Genomic DNA, 22,378 nt, shown 5'->3' on the forward strand with positions numbered 1-22,378 from the left:
AATGGGAGTGCGTCGATGAGATTCTTCAAGAGCAATGGCGGTCGTGTCCCTGATCGGATCGCGGCGCTGGCGGAGAAAGCGAGGGCGGGCGGTATGGACCGGCGCGAGTTTCTCGCGCTGGCGAGCACCTTCGGCGCCACGACTGCGGGCGCCTACGCGATGGCGGGGCTGACGCTGCCTAAGCCCGCGCTGGCGCAGGAACCCAAGAAGGGCGGTACCCTAAGGGTCGCCATGTGGATCAAGGAAAACAAGGATCCGATGACGGCCGACTGGTCGGAGATCGCCAACGCCATGCGGCAGACGCTGGAGCCGCTGGTCAAATACACGCGCGACTTTACCTTCGAGGGCCGGCTGCTTGAAAGTTGGGAAGTCAACGAGGATGCGACGGAATACATCCTCAATGTGCGCCAGGGAGCGACCTGGAACAACGGCGACTCCTTCAGCGCCGACGATGTGATCTACAACATCACCCGCTGGTGCGACCAGGGCGTCGAGGGCAATTCGATGGCCGCGCGCATGTCCTCGCTCATCGATCCGGAGACCAAGAAGGCGCGCGAAGGCGCCATCGAGAAGGTGGACGACCACACGGTGAGGCTCGTGCTGCCGGAGCCGGATATCTCCATCATCTCCGGTTTCGTCGATTACCCGGCCCTGATCGTGCATCCGAGCTTCGATGAGACCGGCCGCGACTTCACGGCGAACCCGATCGGCACCGGTCCGTTCGAACTGGTTTCCTATGAGGTCGGCAACCGGGTGGTGCTGAAGCGGCGCGAGAACGGTCAGTGGTGGGGCGGCGAGGCCCATCTCGACGGCATCGAGTTCATCGACTACGGCACCGATCCCTCCGCCATGGTCTCGGCCTTCGAGGCGGGCGAGGTGCACACCAACTACGAGACCAGCGCCGACTTTGTCGATATCCTCGACGGCCTTGGCCTGGTGAAGTCGGAAGTGGTGACGGCGGCGACCATCGTCGCCCGCACCAACGTCGACAACGCGCCTTATGAAGACCAGAAGGTGCGCAAGGCGCTGCAGCTTGCCGTCGACCCGGCCACGGTGCTGGCGCTCGGCTACGGCAATGCCGGGGAGCCGGCGGAAAACCACCATGTCTGCCCGATCCATCCCGAATATGCCGAGCTTGCGCCGTTTGCGCGCGATATCGAGCAGGCCAAGGCGCTGATGGAAGAGGCCGGCCAGATGGACTACGAGCACGTGCTCATCACGGTCGACGAGGACTGGCACAAGAACACGGGCGATGCCATCGCCGCGCAGATCCGCGAGGCCGGCTTCAAGGTCAAGCGCGAGGTGCTGCCGGGCTCCACCTTCTGGAACGACTGGACGAAATATCCCTGGTCCATGACCAACTGGAACATGCGTCCGCTGGGCATCCAGGTGGTGGCGCTTGCCTACCGGACGGGCGAGGCGTGGAACGAGTCGGCCTATTCCAACAAAGAGCTGGACGCCATGATCGACAAGGCGCTGACCATGCCGGACCCGGACGAGCGCCGCACGGTGATGAAGGATATCGAGCAGCACATCCAGGATGCGGGCATCATCATCCAGCCCTACTGGCGCAAGCTCTACAACCACTCCGTCGAGGCGGTGAAGAACCACGGCATGCACCAGACCTTCGAGATCGAGCTGCATGAAGTGTGGCTCGACGAGGCCTGAGGCCTGTTGCGACAGCCAAGAGGGGCCGGCGACGGCCCCTCTTGCAAGACGCAAGAATAAGACAACAACCCCCGAACGGGGGGAGGGGAAACAGTGCTGAGCTTCATCCTTCGCCGCCTCGGTGTCATGGCGCTGACGATGCTGTGCCTCTCGCTGGTGGTGTTCTTCCTGATCAACCTGGAGCCTAACCTGAAGAAGCTGGCCATCAGCCAGCTCGACATGCGCTCCTCGGCGGAAGACCTTGAAAGCTGGCTGCAGCGGAACGGCTACCGGCAGAACTTCTTCGTGCGCTACGGCCAATGGCTCGGCGTGATGCCGAAACAGCCCAACATCGACCCGCAGACGGGGGTGGCGAGCCCCCGCTTCGCCTATTGCCGGGAGCCGGCGGAGGCGCGTTTCTCCGGCGTCCTGCAGGGCGATTTCGGCTGCTCGACCAAGTTCAAGGTGCCGGTGGCGCAGAGGCTCGTCCCGGCGCTCGGGGCGACGGGCATACTGATGTTCTGGGTGATGGCGGTGATGGTGCCGGTGTCGCTCCTGATCGGGGTGCTTGCCGGCATGCGCGAGGGCAGCCGCACGGACCGAAGTCTCTCGATCGCCTCGATCACCACCACGGCGACGCCGGAATACATCTCCGGCGTCATCTTCACCGTCGTCTTCGCCTCGTGGCTCGGCTGGCTCAACGGCTCCGCCGCCTCGGCCACCAACCAGGGCGTGACCTTCTACAATTTCACCCTGCCGGTGATGACCATGGCCATCTACGGCATCGGCTACATCGCCCGCATGACGCGGGCCTCGATGGTCGAGGTGATGACGCAGCAATATATCCGCACGGCCCGGCTCAAGGGGCTGGGCTTCAGCGCGGTGGTGGTGAAGCATGCGCTGCGCAACGCGCTGATCGCCCCGTTCACCGTCATCATGCTGCAGTTTCCGTGGCTCTTGACGGGCGTCGTCATCGTCGAGGTGATGTTCCGCTACCAGGGCTTCGGCTTCACGCTGGTGGAGGCGGCGGCCAACAACGACATCGACCTGTTGCTCGCCTGCTCGCTGGTGTCCGTGCTCGTGGTGCTTTCGACGCAGCTCATTTCCGACATCGGCTACGCGCTGCTCAACCCGCGCATTCGCGTGCAGTAGGAGGGACGACGGATGGAATTCGAAACCGTCGGCATCTTCGGCATCGTCATCGGCGTGATCGCGCGCTTCTGGCCGGTGTGGCTGGCGCTTGGCATCATCCTGGCACTCAGCCTGCGCTACAAGAAAATGCTCGGCCTCTACGGGCACCTTTTTGACACCGGCGTGGGGATCGCCGGGCTGATGATCTGCCTGTTCTGGCTGTTCACGGCGATCTTCGCCGACGTGATCGCCCCATTCGACCCGTTGCAGCAGGTGGCGATCCTGAAGAACGCGGTGCCCGGCACCGTCGACCCCGGTAGCGGCCTGCCGTTCCTTTTCGGTGGCGACAGGCTGGCCCGCGACGTGTTCAGCCGCATGGTCTTCGGCAGCCAGATCGTGCTCGTCATCGCGCCGGCGGCGACGATGTTCGCGCTGATGGTGGGCACGACGCTGGGCCTGCCAGCCGGCTATTACGGCGGGCGGATCGACAATTTTCTGTCTTTCCTCGCCAATCTGGTGCTGGCATTCCCGGTGATCCTGCTCTTCTACCTGCTGGTCACGCCGGGCATCCGCGAGACCGCCATCCCGCAATGGCTCGCGGGCATCTTCTTCATCTTTCCCGTCATCTTCTTCGGGACGCTGTTCTATACGCGGTTCAAGAGCCGGCCGGGATTGCTCGCCGCGCAGCTTGCGATCACGGCGCTCATCGGCGGCTGGGTCTATATCGGGCTCGTCTTCAACAAGGATCCGCTCGGCATCATCTCGATCCGGCCAAACGAACTGAACATCTTCGTGGCCGTGGTCTTCGCCTCTTCGCCAGGCGTCTTCCGCATCGTGCGGGGGCTGACCATGGACATCAAGACGCGCGACTACGTGGCCGCCGCCCAGACGCGCGGCGAGAACCCCTGGTACATCATGCTGTGGGAGGTGCTGCCGAACGCGCGCGGGCCGCTCATCGTCGATGCGTGCCTGAGGATCGGCTACACAACCATCCTTCTGGGAACGCTCGGCTATTTCGGCCTCGGGCTGGCCCCGGAAAGCCCGGACTGGGGAACAGGCATCAAGGAATCGAGCCGGCTGTTGCGCGCCTATATCCACCCCGCCCTGCCGCCCGTCTTTGCGCTGATGTCGTTTGTGCTGGGCTTGAACCTGCTTGCGGATGCGCTGCGCGAGCAGTCGTTGAAGGATTGAAGGTGACGACGATGATGCGACACCACCACCGCGTCATCCCGGAAGCCGGAGCGATAGCGGAGGCTGTCCGGGATCCATTCCGTGACACATCCACGTTCCGGAATGGGTCCCGGACAAGCCTTCGGCTTTCCGGGATGACGGCGGTGGTGCCTGAAACAAGCAAGCGCCGCCTCGATCAGCGCGGGAGCCAGCCATGAACGAAGCCGTCAGTATCGATCGTCCTCAAAAGGCGGCCCAGCCGATCCTGGAGATCGAGAACCTCTCCATCTCCTTCTTCACCCGCGCCGGCGAGATTCCCGCGGTGATGGACTTCTCCTGCGAGGTGATGCCGGGGGAGGCGATGGGGATCGTCGGGGAATCGGGCTGCGGCAAGTCCACCGTGGCGCTCGGCATCATGCGCGATCTTTCCAATGTCGGCAAAATTGTCGGCGGCCGCATCAAGTTCAAGGGCCGCGACATGGCGCAGATGAGCGAGGAGGAACTGCGCCATATCCGCGGCAACGAGATCGCCATGATCTACCAGGAGCCGATGGCGAGCCTGAACCCGGCCATGAAGATCGGCCGGCAGCTCATGGAGGTGCCGCTGATCCACGAGAAGGTGTCGAAGGAGGAGGCATGGAACCGGGCGCTGGAGATGGTGCGCGCGGTGCGCCTGCCCGACCCCGAGCGCATCATGCGCGCCTACCCGCACCAGCTTTCCGGCGGCCAGCAGCAGCGCATCGTCATCGCCATGGCGCTTCTGTCGAAACCCTCGCTGCTTCTGCTCGACGAGCCCACCACCGCGCTCGACGTGACGGTGGAGGCGGGCATTGTCGAACTGGTGAAGGGGCTGGGCAAGGAATTCGGCACGTCGATGATTTTCGTGTCGCATAATCTCGGGCTGATCCTGGAGACCTGCGACCGCATCACAGTGATGTATTCGGGCGAGGCGGTGGAGACGGGCCGGGTCAAGGATGTGTTCGACCGCATGCGCCATCCTTATACGCAGGGGCTGTTCCGATCCATTCCCTTGCCCGGCGCGGACAAGAACGCGCGGCCGCTGATCGCCATTCCCGGCCAATTACCGCTGCCGCATGAGCGGCCGAGGGGCTGCAATTTCGGCCCGCGCTGCCAGCATTTCGTGGAAGGCGTGTGCGATGCGGCGGAAATTCCCATGATCGCCGTGAAGGAGCACAGGAGCCATCACTCGCGCTGCGTGCGGTTCGAGGAGATCGATTGGGCGAAGCTGCCGGAAGGGGCGAAAACGGCGCGCGAGCCGGTGAAGCCGGGCGCGCCGATGCTGAAGATCGACGACCTTAAGAAGCACTATCACGTCGCCGCCAACGCCATCTTCGGTGGGGCGGAGACGCGCACCGTCAAGGCCAACGAGGCGGTCAGCTTCGAGGCGCGCGAATCGGAGACGGTGGCGATCGTCGGCGAATCCGGTTGCGGGAAGTCGACGCTCGCCAAGGTTCTGCTCGGCCTCGAGACGGCGACGGAGGGGACCGTCACGCTGGGCAACACGGAAATCCAGGGAACGCCGGTGGAGGAGCGCGACACGGACACCGTGGCCGGCATCCAGATGGTGTTCCAGAACCCGTTCGATACGCTTAACCCTAGCCACTCGGTGGGCGCGCAGATCATGCGCACGCTCGAAAAGTTCAAGGTGGGAAAGACGGTCGCGGACCGCAAGAACCGCATGCTGGAGCTGCTCGACCTCGTCAAGCTGCCGCGTGCCTTCGCTTCGCGCATGCCGCGCCAGCTTTCGGGCGGGCAGAAGCAGCGCATCGGCGTGGCGCGCGCCTTTGCCGGCAATGCCAGGGTGGTGGTGGCCGACGAGCCGGTCTCCGCGCTCGATGTTTCGGTGCAGGCGGCGGTGACCGAGCTTTTGATGGACATCCAGCGCAAGAACAAGACGACGATGCTGTTCATCAGCCACGATCTCTCGGTGGTGCGCTATCTGGCCGACCGTGTGGTGGTGATGTATCTCGGCCATATCGTCGAGCAGGGGACGACGGACCAGATTTTCGCGCCGCCCTACCACCCCTATACGGAGGCGCTCTTATCGGCGATCCCCATCGCCGACACCTCGGTGCGCAAGAAGCATATCGTGCTCGAGGGCGACATCCCGTCGGCCATGGACCCGCCGCCCGGCTGCCCCTTCCAGACCCGCTGCCGCTACAAGCGCCTGGTGCCGGACAATCTGTGCGAGCGCGAGCTGCCGCCCTTCGCAGACCTCGGCGAGGGCCACCGCAGCCTGTGCTGGTTGGACGAGGAGGCGCTGAAGACGATGGAGCCGGTCATCAGCTTCGACGAGAAGCGCGGGGAAGGGGCGGCGAAGCCCGTCGCGCCGGCGAAGGCCAGGGCCGGTGCGCGATCTGCTCGCGCCAAGGGCGGGACCAGCCGCAAGGCGAAGGCCGAAACGGCCTCCGCGGTTCCCGGCTTCTCCGCGCCCAAGAAGGTGCAGACGGAAGTTGGTGGCGGGCGGCAGGCGGCCTCGGCACGTGTGAAGCCGGGCACGACGGGCGCCGACAAGAACCGCCCGCCAAAGATGCGCAAGCCGCGCACGCCGGACGATCTGAAGCTGATCTCCGGCGTCGGGCCGAAGCTTGAGGCGATGCTCAACGGCCTCGGCATCTACACCTATGCGCAGATCGCCGCCTGGAAGAAGGCCGAGCGAGAGTGGCTGGACGAGTACCTGAAGTTCAAGGGCCGCATCGAGCGCGAGGACTGGGTGAAGCAGGCGAAGGCGCTGGCGAGGAAGAAGTAGCGAGGGCTCGGCGCCCCTATCTCACCCCATGCAAAGAGGAGAGATAGGGGTGCTGCATCCTCACCGCTTCGGCGCGGACAAGGCGAAGGCTGCGCCCTGCGGGTCGAGGCATTGCACGATCCAGCCTCCGCCAGGCACCTCCATAGGCCCCATCAGAAGCTGGCCGCCATTCGCCTTCACGCGCTCGGCCGCCTCGTCGATGGCGGGGACGTTGAAATAGAACTGCCAGAAGGGGACGGGGATCTGCTCGGGCTTGTTCATCATGCCGCCGACCGGCTCGCCACCGGCGGCGAATAGCTGGTAGACCCCCATCTCCCCCATATCCATCGCCTCTCCCTTGGTCCAGCCGAACTGGCCGGAATAGAAGTCGAAGGCCTTTTGCCAATCTGTCGTGTAGAGCTCGTGCCAGCCGATGTGGCCGGGCGTTTCGGCCGGTACGGGCGGCTGGTCCGGTCCGTCGGGCTTAAGCAGCATGAAGGTCACGCCCTGGGGATCGGCGACGACGGAGAAGCGGCCGACGCCGGGAATGTCCATCGGCGGGCGGTGGACCGTGCCGCCGGCCTTCTTCACGCCTTCCGTTGCCACATCCGCATTGTCGGCATGGATGTAGCCAAGCCACGCCGGCTGGCCGCCTGACTGGCGATATTCCTCCGGCAGGTCCATGATCCCGGCTACGCCGCGGTCCCCTGCATTCATGACGGTGTAGGGCGGCGTGCCGGGCTCGGTCCACGGTTCGGCGCGCCAGCCCACGACGGCCGTGTAGAAGGCTTCGGCCGCCTTCATATCGGAGGTCATCAGCTCATACCAGAAGAAGGATTTGGGAGAGGTCGGCATCGTCTTTCTCCTCTGTCGCGGCGGCATAGCCGCGTGAAGACCGTATGGGATGAACAGCGCCATCATAGGACGATCGAGGAGGGACAACCAGACAGGCAATCGCCCGAACGAGGCGGGAAAACATGATAATATTAGTCAATTTTTTGATGCAAAATCGGCTGCTTGGAAGAAATTTGACCGATTGATAAAAAAACGAAACTGCGTTAGTTTTCCCCAAGAACAAAAAGGGGCCCTAATTAAAAAGGGGAATGGCATGGTTCAACGCCAATACGAGGACGGCATCGTCCCGGGCCGCCTTTCACCGGGTGACTACGTGCAGAACTTCGCGGATCTCCATCCGCCGCTCGATGAGCACGAGGCGCGGGTGGAGGCGGACCGGTGCTATTTCTGCTACGATGCGCCCTGCATGCACGCCTGCCCGACGTCCATCGACATCCCGCTGTTCATCCGCCAGATCGCCACGGGCAACCCGCTCGGCTCGGCCAAGACCATCTTCGACCAGAACATCCTCGGCGGCATGTGCGCACGCGTGTGCCCGACGGAGACCCTGTGCGAGGAAGCCTGCGTGCGCGAGGCGGCGGAGGGCAAGCCGGTGCAGATCGGCCGGTTGCAGCGCTATGCCACCGACGCGGCGATGGGCGAGGGGAAGCAGTTTTATGGACGGGCGGCACCCACCGGCAAGAAAGTGGCGGTGGTCGGCGCGGGGCCGGCGGGGCTTGCCTCAGCGCACAGGCTCGCCATGCACGGGCACGATGTGACGGTCTACGAGGCACGGCCGAAATCCGGTGGGCTCAACGAATACGGGATCGCCGCCTACAAGACGCCGGAGAATTTCGCGCAAGCCGAGGTCGATTATGTGACGGCCATCGGCGGCATCGCCATCGAACATGGCAAGACGCTCGGGCGCGACCTTTCGCTTTCCGGCCTTGCCGAGGCGTTCGATGCTGTCTTCCTCGCCATGGGGCTTGGCGGCGTCAACGCGCTCCGGGCCGAGGGGGAGGAGGCCGAGGGCGTGGAGAACGCCGTCGACTACATCGCCAATCTTCGACAGGCTCGGGATATGGCGCAACTGCCAATCGGCCGGCGCGTCGTTGTCATCGGCGGCGGCATGACGGCCATCGACGCGGCCGTGCAGGCGCGGCTCTTGGGCGCGGAGGAGGTGACGATCTGCTATCGCCGTGGGCGCGAGCACATGAACGCCTCCGAGTGGGAGCAGGATCTGGCGGCCTCCAAGGGCGTTACCATCCGCCACTGGCTGCAGCCGAAGCGGGTGATCGCCGAGGGCGGCAAGGTGGCGGCGATCGAACTGGAATACACGCAGCTTTCCGACGGGCGGCTCACCGGCACGGGCGAGACGCTGACCTTGAAAGCCGATCAGGTCTTCAAGGCCATCGGCCAGACCTTCGAGCCATCCGTTCTGAACGGCAGCGGCGAGGCGATTGCGCTCGAAGCGGGGCGCATCAAGGTCGATGAAGAGGGCCGCACATCCATGCCCAAGGTGTGGGCGGGCGGCGACTGCATCGCCGGCGGCGACGATCTCACCGTCTCGGCGGTGGCGCAGGGGCGCGACGCGGCCGAGAGCATTCATCGCGCATTGATGGGCTGAGGAGCACACCCATGGCTGACATCCGCTCGAATTTCGTCGGCATCAAATCGCCGAACCCGTTCTGGCTGGCCTCCGCGCCGCCCACCGACAAGGCCTACAATGTCGAACGCGCCTTCAGGGAGGGCTGGGGCGGCGTGGTGTGGAAGACGCTGGGCGAGGAGGGGCCGCCGGTCGTCAACGTCAACGGCCCGCGCTACGGCGCCATCTGGGGCGCCGACCGCCGGCTGCTCGGCCTCAACAACATCGAACTGATCACCGACCGCGATCTTTACCTCAACCTCAGGGAGATCAAGCAGGTGAAGAAGAACTGGCCGGACCGGGCGCTGGTCGTCTCGCTCATGGTGCCGTGCGAGGAGGAGGCGTGGAAGACCATCCTGCCGCTGGTGGAAGAGACGGAAGCCGACGGCATCGAGCTCAATTTCGGCTGCCCGCACGGCATGAGCGAGCGCGGCATGGGTTCGGCCGTAGGGCAAGTGCCCGAATATGTCGAGATGGTGGTGCGCTGGTGCAAGCAATATACGCGCATGCCCGTCATCACCAAGCTGACGCCGAACATCACCGACGTGCGCAAGCCCGCGCGTGCGGCCCACGCAGGCGGCACGGACGCGGTGTCGCTCATCAACACGATCAATTCCATCACGGCGGTCGATCTCGACAATTTCGCCCCGGAGCCGACCATCGACGGCAAGGGCTCGCACGGCGGCTATTGCGGGCCGGCGGTCAAGCCGATCGCGCTCAACATGGTGGCCGAGATCGCCCGCGACGCTGAGACGCGGGGCTTGCCGATCTCCGGCATCGGCGGCGTGACGACGTGGCGCGACGCGGCGGAGTTCCTGGCGTTGGGCGCGGGCAACGTGCAGGTGTGCACGGCCGCCATGACCTACGGCTTCAAAATCGTCCGGGAGATGATCGAGGGGTTGAACAACTGGATGGACGCCAAGGGGCACGCCTCGCTCGACGACGTGATCGGCCGGGCGGTGCCGAACGTGACGGACTGGCAGTACCTCAACCTCAACTACGTGACCAAGGCGAAGATCGACCAGGACCTGTGCATTAAATGCGGGCGCTGCCACATCGCCTGCGAGGACACCTCGCATCAGGCGATCACGGCGATGGTGGACGGCGCGCGGCGCTTCGAGGTGATCGAGGAAGAGTGCGTGGGCTGCAATCTGTGCGTCAACGTGTGCCCGGTGGAGGGCTGCATCGACATGGTGCCGCTTGCAGCGGGAGAGATGGACCGGCGCACGGGCAAGGTGGTGGAGGCCGAGTACGCCAACTGGACCACACACCCGAACAACCCGATGAAGGCGGCGGCGGAGTAGGACGCCTTTCCCTCCCCCTTGAGGGGAGGGTGGACAACCGCCGCGAGGCGGATGGACGGGTGGGGTCAGCGCGGCCGTGCTCTACGCCAATAGTGCAATAAGAAAATAGGCCGGCGCGCGTCGCGGCCTACCCCACCCACCTTCCCGGACTTTGTCCGGGAAGGCACCCTCCCCTCAAGGGGGAGGGAGGACCGACCGGTCAGGCCGCCGCCCTATCCAGCCGCAGGAGCACGCCGCCCTTCTTGTCGAGAAAACGGCGCAGGCGGCCGGCGTAGTCGGGCGCCACGACCTCGCGCACGGAGGGACGCGCGGCCAGCGTCTTGCGCCACGCCTGCACCTTGGGCAGGCCGTCGAAGACACCGAGATCGGCGATCGTGTCGATGACATCGAAATAGCGGAAGGCGGGGGCGAAGACGGCGTCGACGACGGTGAAGGCCTCGCCTGCAAAATACGGACCGTCGCCGAGTTCGGCCTCGATGCGCGAGAACTTCTCCTTCAGCGCCGCAACGGCTGCGTCGAAAGCCGCCCGATCGCCCGTCGTCTCGATGGTCCAGATGTCGGAGAGGGCGGCGGAGCCGAACTCCATCCAGGCGCGGTGGCGGGCACGGGCGATGGCGTCTTCCGGGTGGAGCCGCGGGGCATACGTCTCGTCCAGGTACTCGACGATGGCCGCGCTCTCGAACAGCACCTCCTCACCCACCTTCAGAACCGGCACCTTGCCGCGTGGGGAGATTTTCAGGAACCAGTCGGGCTTGTTCTCGAGATCGATGTCGATGCGCTCGAAGGGGACGCTCTTTTCCTTGAGCACGATCGCCGCGCGCTGCACATAGGGGCACAGGTCGAAGGAGACGAGGGTGGGGTTTTGTGGCATTGAATGCTCCTTGGATATGGGTCGGAGTGGAAAGTTGATGCAATTGCATCTATATTGGCGATAAGACGACGAATGTCAATCTCGATGCAATTGCATGAAATAAACTGTTGGTGAACAATGACCGCAAAACCCGATGAAACCACCGTCGCTGCATGGATCGCGCTGGCGCGGGCGGGGCGGCTTACCATGGCGGGGATCGAGGCGCGGCTGAAGGCGGCGGAGCTGCCGCCGCTTTCCTGGTACGACGCGCTGTGGGAACTGGAGAAAGCCGGAGAGTGCGGCCTGCGCCCTTTCGAACTGGAGAAGGCGCTTTTGTTCGAGCAGTACAATCTCTCGCGGCTGGCCGACCGGCTGGTGGCGGCGGGGCTCGTCGAGCGCGGTGCCTGCCCGGAGGACAAGCGCGGCCTCAAGCTCAAGATCAGCGCCGAGGGCCGCAGGCTGAGGCGGGAGATGTGGGAGGTCTACGCCCAAGCTATTCAGGTGGTGGTCGGCGAGCGGTTGAACACAGCCGAGGCCGAAACGTTGGCTTCGCTCCTTAAAAAGCTCGAATAGCAGAACACACCTCGCATGGACATTCAGCCTCTTATTGCGGATAAATAATATCCATGATATTTCTTATCCATGATTGGAGATGAAGATGAAGCTGAGCGAAGGGGTTGAAGCCGCCATCCATTGCGCCGCCGTCCTGGCTAGGCTGGAGGACGGGCGCGCGCTGCCGGCAAGCGCGCTGGCCGAGTTGCACGGGCTCTCCCCGAGCTATCTCCTGAAGCATCTGCAGGCGCTGTCGGGGGCGAAGATATTCGAATCCCTCCCCGGGCCCAATGGCGGCTACCGGCTGGCACGGGCGCCGGAGCGCATCAGCCTGCTCGATATCGTTCTGGCGGTGGAGGGGGCGGAACCAGCCTTCCGCTGCGCGGAGATCAGGCAGCGCGGGCCGGGCGCGCTGGAGCCGACAGCCTATGTGAAGCCCTGCGGCATCAAGGTTGCCATGCTCAGGGCGGAAAAGGCCTGGCGTGCCGTGCTTGCGGAGACGAAGCTTTCCGAGATCGTCGCCGGCTATCAGGCCGAGGCCGATCCCCGCGCCGTCGCCTTCAACTGCGCCTTCGTGGGCCGCCATCAGCGGCCGCAGGGCAGGAGTTTCCCCAAAGCGCCAAAGTAGAAAGGAGAAGAGCATGCAACCGCGTCTCAATTTCTATCAAGCCTCGCCGGAGATCATCAAGGCCGTGCGGGCACTGAATCAGGAGGTAGAGGAGTCCGGCCTCGAAAAGAGCCTGCTGCACCTCATCAAGCTGCGCGCCTCGCAGATCAACGGCTGCTCGTTCTGTGTCGACATGCACAGCCGAGAGGCACGAGAAGACGGCGACAGCGAGCAGCGCGTGCTTCTCGTCTCGGCATGGCGGGAGTCGCCGCTCTTTTCCGAACGCGAGCGCGCAGCCTTCGCCTGGACGGAAAAGCTGACGAGGCTTTCGGAAACCGCTGCCGTGGAGGACGACGACTATGACGAGGTGCGAAAGCACTTCAATGAGGACGAGTTGGTGAAGCTTTCCGTCGCGATCGGGACAATCAATGTGTGGAACCGGCTCTGCGTGCCTTTCCAAGCCATTCATCCGGTGAGGGAAAGCCGGGTCGCTGCGGAATAAAGCGGAGGCAGTCTATGATTTGTGGGCGGCGAAGGAAAGGCCGTCCGCAAGCCCCACCGCGAGCTTAAGCGCGGCTCCGGTCGCCACCACCATCTGCGGCAGGAGCATCCATTCCAGTGTCCAGGCGGCGCCCGAACGTTCGTTCTCGTGTACCAGCGCATGGTGCATGCCGGGCAGAAGCGTGGCGTTGAAGCGGGCGAGGGTGACGAGGGCCTCGGCCTTCACCGGGTTCTGCTTGTGCGGCATGGCGGACGAGCCGCCGGCCTCGGCGAGCTTCACCTCGCCCATCTCGCTTTGCGCCATCAGCGCCACGTCCTGCCCCATCTTGCCGAGGCTTCCGGTGGTGAGCGACAGGAATGAGGCGAGGTCGGCGATGCCGTCGCGCTCCGAATGCCGGGCACGGGCGACGAGATTGAGGCCGAGCGCCTTGGCCAGCCGCGCGGCGACGGGCGGGCCCTTGTCGCCGAGCTTGTCGAGCGTGCCGGCCGCGCCGCCGAAGGTGAGGATGGCAGCGGATTTGGTGACGCTATCCAGGCGGGCGCGGTGGCGCATCAAAGGCTCGCGCCAGGCGCGGATTTTTCGCGCGGCGAGGACGGGAATGGCTGCCTGCATACGCGTGTGCGCCATGACGGGCGCAGCGCCGTCGCGCTTCTCCAGCGCGTCGAGCGCTTCAACCAGACGGTCGAGACGCGCTGCCAGCAGGCCCATGGCCTCGGAGAGCCGAAGCGCAAGGCCGGTGTCGATCGCATCCTGGCTGGTGGCGCCGAAGTGGAGGTGAGGGGCGTATTCCGGCTGAAGCCGCTCGCGCAACTGGGCGATGAGGGCCGGCACCACCACGCCGTCGCTCGCCACGCCGGCCTTGAGCGCGGAAATATCCGGGCCGAAGCCGGCAAGGGCCTCCGCGATGGCGCGTGCGGCCCCGTCCGGGATGACGCCTTCCTGGGCCTCCGCCTCGGCAAGGGCGGCCTCGAAGCGCAGCATCGCCTCGATCTCGGCCCTGGCCGAGAAGAGCTGCGCCAGCTCCTCGTCGCCCAGAAGGCCTGCGAGGATGGGGTGGTCGAAGGCTGAGATGGTCATTGCGTTTGCCCTACCCTGTCGCGCCCTCTGCCCCCTCTCTTGCGACTTCTAACACTTAGCCTTCGGCTAAGCCCAAGAATTTGCAAGAGAGGGGGCCTCTACGGCCCTCACACATCGAAAAACACCGTCTCCTTCTCGCCCTGAAGGTGGATGTCGAAAGTGTAGGTGTCGCCGTCCCGTGGGGCAACCAGCGTGGGGACACGGCTCTGGTGCTCAAGCCGCGTCAAAACCGGGTCTTCCGCGTTCGCCTTCTCCTCGTCGCCGAAATACATGCGCGTCTGCAGGCCCAGATTGATGCCGCGGGCGACGATCCAGAGCGAGATGTGGGGCGCCTGCGGGCGGCCGTCGGGGAAGGGGACGCGGCCGGGCTTGATGGTCTCGAAGGTGAAGACGCCGGTCTCGCTATCGGAAGCCTGCCGCCCCCAGCCGGTGAAGTTGGGGTCGGCTTTCCCGCGCGGCTCCGAGGGCGAGTTGTAGAGCCCGTCGGCATCGGCCTGCCAGATCTCGATCAGCGCATCCTTGATGACGGAGCCGGTGCCGTCGAAGACGCGCATCTTCACCGTGATGCGCTCGCCCTTGGTCTTGTCGTCGACCATGCGGGTGCCGAGGTCTTCCGGATAGACGCCGGAAATCTCGCAGATGTTCGGCGTGAGCCCGATATGGACGTATGGCCCTGCCGTCTGGGAGGGGGTTTCCTTCAGTCTTGTCAGCGACTGGGCCATGATCAATTGCCCTCCAGCTTGTTCTCGAACATGGTCGAGCGGCGCCCGCGCAGGACAATGTCGAACTTGTAGGCGCGCGCGTCCATGGGCACCGTCGCCTCCATGTCGAGCACGGCGATGAGCGTCTCGATGGCGCGCTTGTCGGGGATCGTGCGGACAATCGGGCACTGCCAGATCATCGGGTCGCCCTCGAAATACATCTGCGTGATCAGCCGCTGCACGAAGCCATGGCCGAAGATCGCGAAGTGGATGTGCGCGGGGCGCCAGTCGTTGATGCCGTTCGGCCAGGGATAGGCGCCGGGCTGGATGGTGAGGAAGGAGTAATTGCCGTCCTCGTCGGTGATCGTGCGCCCGCAGCCGCCGAAATTGGGGTCGAGAGGGGCGAGATAGCCGTCCTTCTTATGGCGGTAGCGGCCGCCGGCATTGGCCTGCCAGAACTCGACCAGCACGTTGGGCACCGGGCGGGCACGCTCGTCGAGCACCTGGCCGTAGACGACGATGCGCGGGCCGATGGCGCTCTGGCCGGGCTTGGCGTAGTTGAGCGTCAGGTCGTTGTCGAGCTCGCCCAGCATGGCGCGGCCGAAGACCGGGCCGGTGATCTCCGACAGCGTATTGCCGAAGGAGACGGGCGCGCGCTGCGGCGAGCGCACCACTGTGCTCTTGTAGCCCGGCGCGAAAGCCGGCGGGTGCCAGTTTCGCTGGCGCTGGAAAAAGCCGCCCGTCTCGGGCCTTGCGTTCCTCATTTTTCTCCTCCGCCTTCCATCTCGGAAAGTGTCTGTTTGATGATCTTGATGGCGTGGTTGGCCGCGGGCACACCGGCGTAGATCGCCACGTGCAGCATGGCTTCGCGCAGGTCGTCCGCGGTGGTGCCGGTCTTGCCGGTGGCGCGCACGTGCATGGCGAGCTCTTCGTGATGGCCGAGGGCGGCGAGCAGCGCGATCGTCACCATGGAGCGCTCGCGCTTCGTCCAGTCCGGGCGCGACCAGACGTGGCCCCAGGCGGCCTCGGTGATGAGCTCCTGGAAGGGCGCGTCGAACGCCGTCTTGCCGGCCTCCGCGCGGTCGACCCAATCATCGCCCAAAACGGCGCGGCGTGTCGCCATGCCTTCCTCGTAGCGCTTGGACTTCCCGCTCATTCGTTCCTCCGGGGCCTCTTCAATACGGCAGGCCGACATAGTTCTCCGCCAGCATGGTCAAGGCGGCGCGCGATTGGAAGAGATAGTCGAGCTCGGCGTGCTGGATCTTCTGGCCGAAGGGGCCCTGATCGGGGAAGCGGTGCATGGTGTTCGTCATCCACCAGGAGAAGCGCTCCGCCTTCCAGACGCGGGCGAGCGCTTTTTCGGAATAGGCGTCGAGGCCGGCGCTCGATTTCTCGGCATAATATTCGTTAAGCGCATCAAAGAGATAGCGCACGTCGCTCGCAGCCAGATTCAAGCCTTTGGCGCCGGTTGGCGGCACGATGTGGCCGGCATCGCCAGCCAGAAACAGGCGGCCGAAGCGCAGGGGCTCGGCGACGAAGGAGCGAATGGGGGCGACGGATTTTTCGATCGAGGGGCCGGTGGTCATAGCTTCAGCCGTCTTCTCGGGCAGGCGTCGGCGGATCTCGTCCCAGAAGCGCTCGTCTGGCCAGTCGTCCACCTTCTCGTTCACCGGCACCTGCACATAGTAGCGGCTGCGGGTATGGGAGCGCATGGAGCACAGGGCGAAGCCGCGCGGATGATTGGCGTAGATCAGCTCGGCGCTTACCGGCGGCACGTCGGCGACGATGCCGAGCCAGCCGAAGGGAAAGGTGCGCTCGAAGGTCTCGATTGCCGCTTCCGGCACCGATTTGCGCGCGATGCCGTGATAGCCGTCGCAGCCGGCGATGAAGTCGCAGTCGATGCGGTGCGTCTTGCCGTCCTTCTTGTAGGTGACGTAAGGCCGGTCGGTGTCGAAGTCCTGCGGGAGGACGTCGGCCGCCTCATAGACGGAAAGGCCGCCGGTCGCCGCCCGCTTGTCCATCAGGTCGTGCGTGACTTCCGTTTGGCCGTAGACCATGACGCGCTTGCCGCCCGTCAGGCCGAAGAGGTCGACACGGTGGCGGCGCCCGTCGAAGGCGAGGTCGAAGCCATCATGGGGCAGGCCCTCGGCGCGCATGCGTTTGCCCGCACCCGCCTCCTGCAGCATCATGGTCGTGCCTTCCTCCAGCACACCGGCGCGGATGCGCGAGAGCACATGCTCCTGCGTGGCGCGCTCGAGGATGACATTGTCGACGCCGGTGTTGGTCAGGAGCTGGCCGAGCAGAAGCCCGGCGGGGCCTGAGCCGATGATGGCGACCTTTGTGCGCATGAAGCTGTCGATCCTCCCGATGACCACACCAAATTGGCGCACAGACGGTGGGTGGGCAATGGACATTTGCCGCGCACGATTGCATTTTCAGAACATGTCAGGGAGGCGAGATGCACAGTAGAAGCGTTCCAAACTATTGGCTTTATCGTGCGAAAACAGGGGAGTCGGAGGATTTCTGGCTGCATAGCGAGACGCTCCCCGAGCGCAGCCGGCTGCACGATTGGGAGATATCGCTGCATCGCCACGAGGCGCTGTTCCAGCTTTTCGTGGTCAAGGAGGGGGAGGGCGAGCTTCTGGGTCCCGTTGGGCGCGTGCTGGCGTTCAAAGCGCCTTGCGCCATCTACATCGCGCCGGGTTCGGTGCACGGTTTCCGATACTCGCACGATGCCGACGGGCTGGTGATCACGGTGCTGGCCGACCGGCTGTCCTCGCTCGGTGCGTCCGACCCGTCGATTGCCGCCTACCTGGCAGCGACACGGGTAACCGCGCTGGAGCCGGACGAGACGGACAGCGCCCGGCTTGCGGCGCTCGCATCGGGCATCCACGAGGAACTGCACGCGGCGCGGCCAGGCGGCGAGATTATTCTCGACGCCATGGTGACGGAGGCCATGCTGAGACTCGCGCGCACGGGGGCGAAGACGGACCATCGGGGCGATATCCCGGCCTCGCGCGAACGCGACCGGCAGCGGACGAGCGCGCTGGAGGCGCTCGTCGCCGCGCATTGCCGCGAACACCGGCCGGTCGGCTTCTACGCCCGGAAACTCGGCCTGTCCGCCGGTCACCTCAACCGCCTCGCGCGACGCGAGACCGGGGCCAGCGTGCAGGAACTCGCCACCCGCCACCTCCTGCGCGCCGCCCGCCGCGACCTCGTTTTCACGCCGACACCAGTGCAGGCTATCGCCTACTCGCTTGGCTTCCAGGACCCCGCCTACTTCAACCGCTTCTTCAAGCGCCGGACGGGCATGACGCCGGGGGCGTTCCGGGAGGCGGAGCGGGGGAAGCTGGTGGGGTGAGATTCATGGGTTAAGGTCTGTCAACATTCAGCGCGTGAGGGGGGGGACTCCAGCTTGAATGTCTACAGCTCTTACCCCCCGCCATAAATCTCGTTCTTCAGCCGCTCTCCCTCATAGAGGCTATCGAGCGGCACGTCCCTCGCGAGGATGCCCGAGGCCCTGGCGAAGCTCGAGAAAGTTCTATGCGCCTCTTCCACCGATTCGGGATCGGCGCTTGCGGCAAGGCATGCCGCGATGGCGCGCTCGAAAACAGGTCCCTTCTGCACGGGCCACGCCATCAGAAAATCGAGCGCGTGCTCGGCGCTGTAGATTTCGGACACCGGCTCGCCTCGCCGCAGCTCGAGCCGAACCGGCAGCTTGAATTGCGCAGCATCCATTGTCTTTGACCCCCTCCTCGGACCGGATTGGCGGTAGGCGTTAACGCTTGAGGCCGGGGAAAGTTGCATTGCTGCGGTTTTAACTCAGCCGGCAGCAAAAAGGGGCGGTTGCCCGCCCCTTCAGAAGGCCACTGGTGTGTGAGCTATAGCGCCTTCTCGATGATATCGTGCGTGTAGGCGCCTTCCGGCTCCTCCGTGATGACCGGGTCGGAGCCGCCGGACAGGAGCGATTCCACCGTGCGCTGGTAGTCCTCCTCGTCCAGCGTGCCGTCGGAGCCGGCCGTCAGCTTGGCGATCTCGCCCATCATGCGCTTCTGGTGCTCCTCGGTCTGGGCGCCGGTGGCGTCGTTGTCGAGGACGATCATGGCGGCCTCGTCCGGGTTCTCCTCGGCCCATTTCCAGCCCTTCATGGAGGCGCGCACGAAGCGGACCATCTTGTCGACAAACGCGGGATCATCGAGGCTCTCTTCGAGCACGTAGAGGCCGTCCTCGAGGGTGGCCACGCCCTGGTCCTCGTATTTGAAGGTGATGAGGTCGTCTTCGGCGATGCCGGCGTCGATCACCTGCCAGTACTCGTTGTAGGTCATGGTGGAGATGCAGTCGGCCTGCTTCTGGAGGAGCGGGTCGACGTTGAAGCCCTGCTTCAAGACCTCGACACCGTCCTCGCCACCCTCGGTGGGGATGCCGAGGTGGCTCATCCACGACAGGAAGGGGTACTCGTTGCCGAAGAACCAGACGCCCAGCGTGCGGCCGCGGAAGTCCTCCGGCGTCTCGATGCCGCTCTCCTTGAGGCAGGTGAGCATCATGCCCGAGGATTTGAAGGGCTGGGCGATGTTGACCAGTGGCACGCCGCGCTCGCGCGCGGCAAGGGCCGCCGGCATCCACTCGACGATGACGTCGGCGCCGCCGCCGGCCAGCACCTGCGGCGGGGCGATGTCGGGCCCGCCGGGCTTGATCGTGACGTTCAGATCTTCCTCTTCATAGAAGCCCTGGTCGAGCGCCACGTAGTAGCCGGCGAACTGCGCCTGGGTCACCCATTTGAGCTGTAGCGTGACGTCGTCCGCCGCAAGGGCGGAATAGGCAGTGAGCGACATGGCGCCGGCGAGCATGGTTGTCATCAGTCTTTTCATTTCGCTTCCCTCTGTGGTTGGGCCGTGCTCCCCACGGCCGGTTGGCTGCCCTGTTCTACGCAATTCCGGGCGGAAACCGGTTTCCACCTTTCCTGGAATTGCTCTATCCACCGCGGATGGACGGATGCCAGAACGTGACGGTCCGCTCGATCTGGGCAACGAGGCCATAGAAGAGCGAACCCGCCAGGGCGGCGACGGCGATCTCCGCCCATACCATGTCGATGTTCATGCGTCCCACTTCTGTGGATATCCTGAAGCCCATGCCGACGATGGGCGTGCCGAAGAACTCTGCCACGATGGCGCCGATCAGCGCCAGGGTGGAGTTGATCTTCAAGGCATTGAAGATGAAAGGTGCGGCCGCCGGCAGGCGCAGCTTGAAGAGCGTCTGCCAGTAGGAGGCCGCATAGGTGCGCATCAGATCGCGGTCGATGGCCGAGGAGGCCGAAAGGCCGGCGACAGTGTTCACCAGCATGGGGAAGAAGGTCATGACGACGACGACGGCGGCCTTCGATGGCCAATCGAAGCCGAACCACATGACCATGATCGGGGCGATGCCGATGATGGGGAGCGCGGAGACGAAATTGCCGAGCGGCAGGAGCCCGCGCTTCAGGAAGGGCGAGCGGTCGATGGCGATCGCGGCGAGGAAGCCCGTGCCGCAGCCCAGCGCATAGCCGATGAGCACCGCCTTCAGGAAGGTCTGGCGGAAATCGGCCCACAGCGTGGGGACGGAGCCGACGATGCGGCCCCAGATCATGGAGGGCGGGGGAAGGAGTACCGTCGGTACGTTGAGGCCGCGCACGAGGCCTTCCCAGACGACCAGCAGCGTGATGCCGAATATGGCCGGGACGAGGAGGGAGAGGGCGCGGCGGGCAAGCGCGGTGCGCGGGTTCAGCCGCACCAGCCACTCGTTGAGCGCCCAGGCGCCCGCCCAGAAGATGAGAGCGCCGGCCACCGCCGCGCTCATGGCCGCGCCCCCATGCGCGCCATGACGAGGCGCTGGGCAAGGCCGACGAGGGCGACGAGCACTGCCGCAAGGGCCGCTGCCATGAAGAGGGCGGACCAGATCTGGATCGTCTGGCCGTAATAGGAGCCGGCCAGCAGCCGGGCGCCCAGGCCGGCCACCGCGCCCGTCGGCAATTCGCCGACGATGGCGCCGACGAGGCTGATGGCGACGGCCACCTTCATGGACGTGAAGAGGAAGGGCAGGGCGGACGGCCAGCGCAGCCTGAAGAAGGTCTGCGTGCGGTTGGCATTATAGGTGCGCATCAGGTCGAACTGGATCGCTTCGGGACTGCGGAAGCCTTTCACCATGCCGACGACCACCGGGAAGAAGGAGAGATAGGTGGAGATCAGCGCCTTGGGCAGAAGGCCCGAGAGGCCGATGGCATTGAGGACGACGATGATCATCGGCGCTATCGCCAGGATGGGGATCGTCTGGCTGGCGATCACCCACGGCATGACCGACTTGTCCATCGCCCGGTTGTGGACGATGCCGACGGCGAGAATAACGCCCAGCGTGGTGCCGATGGCGAAGCCGAGGAGCGTCGAGGAAAGGGTGATCCAGGCGTGGTTCAAAAGGCTGCGGTTGGAGGTGGGGCGGGTCTCGACGGTGGTCTTCCACATCTCGGCCACCACCTGATGCGGTGCCGGCAGCACGGGGCGCTCCTGGGCCATGGTGTCGCGCACGAGGTCGGCGGCGGTCCATTCGGTGCCGGCGCGCTGATAGAGGCCGATCTGCCAGGGGGCGTTGAGATAGACCGTGAAGCCGTACCAGATGAGGACGATGGCGGCGACGACGATGGCGATGGGCAGCGCCTTGCCGTCGGTGAGGCGGCGGAGGGTGGCGGGGCTTTCCGTGGGGGTGGAGGCGGCGGAGGCGGTCATGGGGTTGGCCTCCGAAGCCGGTGCCCCTTCGCGCCAACGTGGGTGTTCTGCAGCAAATCACTCATCGCCATGCCCCGCCCTCAAGCCCTCGCGCACACGATGCGCGATCGCCAGGAACTCCGGCGTCTCGCGGATATCCAGCGGCCGCTCCTTCGGCAGCGTCGATTCGATCACGTCCGTCACGCGTCCCGGGCGCGGCGACATCACCACAATGCGCGTCGACAGATAGACGGCTTCCGGAATGGAGTGCGTGACGAAGCAGATGGTCTTGTTGGTGCGCGCCCATAGCTCCAGCAACTGCTCGTTCAGGTGGTCGCGCACGATCTCGTCCAGGGCGCCGAACGGTTCATCCATCAAAAGCAGATCGGCGTCGAAGGCGAGCGCGCGGGCGATCGAGGCGCGCTGCTGCATGCCGCCGGAAAGCTGCCAGGGGAACTTGCGCTCGAAACCGGTAAGGTTGACGAGGTCGAGCGTGCGCGCCACGCGCTCCTGCCTCTCCCGGCTGGAATAGCCCATGATCTCCAGCGGCAGGGCGACGTTCTTTTCGATCGTGCGCCAGGGGAAGAGGCCGGCGGCCTGGAAGACGTAGCCATAGGCGCGGGCCCGGCGGGCGGCCTCCGGCGTAAGCCCGTTGACACGGATGTCGCCCGCCGTCGGCTGCTCCAGGTCGGCGATGACGCGCAGGAACGTGGTCTTGCCGCAGCCCGACGGGCCGATGAAGGAGACGAACTCACCTCGGCCGACCGAAAGATCGACATTGCTGAGCGCCTGGACCGGGCCGTCGGCGGTGTCGAAGGTGAGGCTCAGGCCCCGCGCCTCGACTACGGAAGGGGCCGCGATAGATTCCCCTCCCCCTT

Annotated in this window: 21 protein-coding genes and 1 pseudogene; 10 read left to right on the plus strand and 12 right to left on the minus strand. The window is 65.1% G+C overall.

From position 1 onward, the window contains the following. The first annotated feature begins 15 nt into the window (after positions 1-15). The 4 genes and pseudogenes from GPJ75_RS10830 to GPJ75_RS10845 all read left to right on the plus strand — a co-directional run. Complete coding sequence (locus GPJ75_RS10830) at positions 16-1,668, plus strand: ABC transporter substrate-binding protein (RefSeq protein ID WP_163267971.1); 1,653 nt, start codon at positions 16-18, stop codon at positions 1,666-1,668. 93 nt (positions 1,669-1,761) lie between these two features. After that, positions 1,762-2,799, plus strand: coding sequence for an ABC transporter permease (locus GPJ75_RS10835; protein WP_159589287.1), 1,038 nt, complete (start codon positions 1,762-1,764; stop codon positions 2,797-2,799). Positions 2,800-2,811: 12 nt separating this feature from the next. Beyond that, on the plus strand, positions 2,812-3,969 hold the full coding sequence (locus tag GPJ75_RS10840) for an ABC transporter permease (RefSeq protein ID WP_163267974.1): 1,158 nt from the start codon (positions 2,812-2,814) through the stop codon (positions 3,967-3,969). Between the two features lie 193 nt (positions 3,970-4,162). Further along, positions 4,163-6,292, plus strand: a pseudogene (locus GPJ75_RS10845) (dipeptide ABC transporter ATP-binding protein); the annotation flags it as partial. Between the two features lie 486 nt (positions 6,293-6,778). Here GPJ75_RS10845 and GPJ75_RS10850 read toward each other — a convergent pair. Then, positions 6,779-7,552, minus strand: coding sequence for a VOC family protein (locus GPJ75_RS10850; RefSeq protein ID WP_163267978.1), 774 nt, complete (start codon positions 7,550-7,552; stop codon positions 6,779-6,781). 253 nt (positions 7,553-7,805) lie between these two features. On the opposite strand from GPJ75_RS10850, the gene GPJ75_RS10855 reads away from it, so the two are divergent. Beyond that, on the plus strand, positions 7,806-9,158 hold the full coding sequence (locus GPJ75_RS10855) for an NAD(P)-dependent oxidoreductase (RefSeq protein WP_163267980.1): 1,353 nt from the start codon (positions 7,806-7,808) through the stop codon (positions 9,156-9,158). A gap of 11 nt (positions 9,159-9,169) precedes the next feature. Next, on the plus strand, positions 9,170-10,480 hold the full coding sequence (gene preA, locus GPJ75_RS10860) for an NAD-dependent dihydropyrimidine dehydrogenase subunit PreA (RefSeq protein WP_163267982.1): 1,311 nt from the start codon (positions 9,170-9,172) through the stop codon (positions 10,478-10,480). Positions 10,481-10,679: 199 nt separating this feature from the next. Here preA and GPJ75_RS10865 read toward each other — a convergent pair whose 3' ends face one another. Beyond that, positions 10,680-11,351, minus strand: a complete 672-nt coding sequence (locus tag GPJ75_RS10865; protein ID WP_163267984.1) for a glutathione S-transferase family protein — start codon at positions 11,349-11,351, stop codon at positions 10,680-10,682. A gap of 117 nt (positions 11,352-11,468) precedes the next feature. Between GPJ75_RS10865 and GPJ75_RS10870 the strand changes: the two genes are divergently transcribed. The 3 genes from GPJ75_RS10870 (at position 11,469) to GPJ75_RS10880 (ending at position 12,991) form a co-directional block, all read left to right on the plus strand. Next, entirely contained in the window at positions 11,469-11,903 is a 435-nt protein-coding gene (locus tag GPJ75_RS10870) for a MarR family winged helix-turn-helix transcriptional regulator (protein ID WP_163267986.1), read from the plus strand. Between the two features lie 85 nt (positions 11,904-11,988). Beyond that, complete coding sequence (locus GPJ75_RS10875) at positions 11,989-12,510, plus strand: RrF2 family transcriptional regulator (protein WP_163267988.1); 522 nt, start codon at positions 11,989-11,991, stop codon at positions 12,508-12,510. A gap of 13 nt (positions 12,511-12,523) precedes the next feature. Further along, the gene (locus GPJ75_RS10880; RefSeq protein WP_163267990.1) at positions 12,524-12,991 is read left to right on the plus strand and encodes a carboxymuconolactone decarboxylase family protein; all 468 of its coding nucleotides are present in this window, start codon (positions 12,524-12,526) and stop codon (positions 12,989-12,991) included. A 12-nt stretch (positions 12,992-13,003) separates the two neighbouring features. On the opposite strand, the gene GPJ75_RS10885 is transcribed toward GPJ75_RS10880, so the two are convergent. From GPJ75_RS10885 to pobA, 5 genes are all read right to left on the minus strand, one after another. Next, entirely contained in the window at positions 13,004-14,068 is a 1,065-nt protein-coding gene (locus GPJ75_RS10885; RefSeq protein WP_163267992.1) for a 3-carboxy-cis,cis-muconate cycloisomerase, read from the minus strand. 107 nt (positions 14,069-14,175) lie between these two features. Then, positions 14,176-14,790, minus strand: coding sequence for a protocatechuate 3,4-dioxygenase subunit alpha (pcaG, locus tag GPJ75_RS10890; RefSeq protein ID WP_163267994.1), 615 nt, complete (start codon positions 14,788-14,790; stop codon positions 14,176-14,178). A gap of 2 nt (positions 14,791-14,792) precedes the next feature. Beyond that, positions 14,793-15,533, minus strand: coding sequence for a protocatechuate 3,4-dioxygenase subunit beta (gene pcaH / locus GPJ75_RS10895; protein WP_163267996.1), 741 nt, complete (start codon positions 15,531-15,533; stop codon positions 14,793-14,795). Continuing rightward, positions 15,530-15,925 carry a 4-carboxymuconolactone decarboxylase gene (gene pcaC / locus GPJ75_RS10900; protein ID WP_163267998.1) on the minus strand — a complete coding sequence of 132 codons (396 nt, stop codon included), beginning with the start codon at positions 15,923-15,925 and terminating at the stop codon, positions 15,530-15,532. The genes pcaH and pcaC overlap by 4 nt, the downstream gene beginning before the upstream one ends. A gap of 19 nt (positions 15,926-15,944) precedes the next feature. After that, complete coding sequence (gene pobA / locus GPJ75_RS10905; protein WP_163268000.1) at positions 15,945-17,117, minus strand: 4-hydroxybenzoate 3-monooxygenase; 1,173 nt, start codon at positions 17,115-17,117, stop codon at positions 15,945-15,947. A gap of 110 nt (positions 17,118-17,227) precedes the next feature. Between pobA and GPJ75_RS10910 the strand changes: the two genes are divergently transcribed. Continuing rightward, a complete protein-coding gene (locus tag GPJ75_RS10910; RefSeq protein ID WP_163268002.1) occupies positions 17,228-18,130 on the plus strand; it encodes a helix-turn-helix domain-containing protein in 903 nt (300 codons plus the stop codon). Positions 18,131-18,201: 71 nt separating this feature from the next. On the opposite strand, the gene GPJ75_RS10915 is transcribed toward GPJ75_RS10910, so the two are convergent. From GPJ75_RS10915 to GPJ75_RS10935, 5 genes are all read right to left on the minus strand, one after another. Then, positions 18,202-18,507 carry a DUF982 domain-containing protein gene (locus tag GPJ75_RS10915; protein WP_163268004.1) on the minus strand — a complete coding sequence of 102 codons (306 nt, stop codon included), beginning with the start codon at positions 18,505-18,507 and terminating at the stop codon, positions 18,202-18,204. 143 nt (positions 18,508-18,650) lie between these two features. Beyond that, entirely contained in the window at positions 18,651-19,637 is a 987-nt protein-coding gene (locus GPJ75_RS10920; RefSeq protein ID WP_163268006.1) for an ABC transporter substrate-binding protein, read from the minus strand. 103 nt (positions 19,638-19,740) lie between these two features. Further along, a complete protein-coding gene (locus GPJ75_RS10925; protein WP_163268008.1) occupies positions 19,741-20,601 on the minus strand; it encodes an ABC transporter permease in 861 nt (286 codons plus the stop codon). Then, positions 20,598-21,521: an ABC transporter permease gene (locus tag GPJ75_RS10930; RefSeq protein WP_163268010.1), complete on the minus strand. Its 924-nt coding sequence runs from the start codon at positions 21,519-21,521 to the stop codon at positions 20,598-20,600. The genes GPJ75_RS10925 and GPJ75_RS10930 overlap by 4 nt, the downstream gene beginning before the upstream one ends. A gap of 57 nt (positions 21,522-21,578) precedes the next feature. Continuing rightward, positions 21,579-22,361, minus strand: coding sequence for an ABC transporter ATP-binding protein (locus GPJ75_RS10935; RefSeq protein ID WP_163268277.1), 783 nt, complete (start codon positions 22,359-22,361; stop codon positions 21,579-21,581). Between the last annotated feature and the right edge of the window lie 17 nt (positions 22,362-22,378).

The organism is Chelativorans alearensis (genome assembly GCF_010993735.1).
GTDB classification, from domain to species: domain Bacteria; phylum Pseudomonadota; class Alphaproteobacteria; order Rhizobiales; family Rhizobiaceae; genus Chelativorans; species Chelativorans alearense.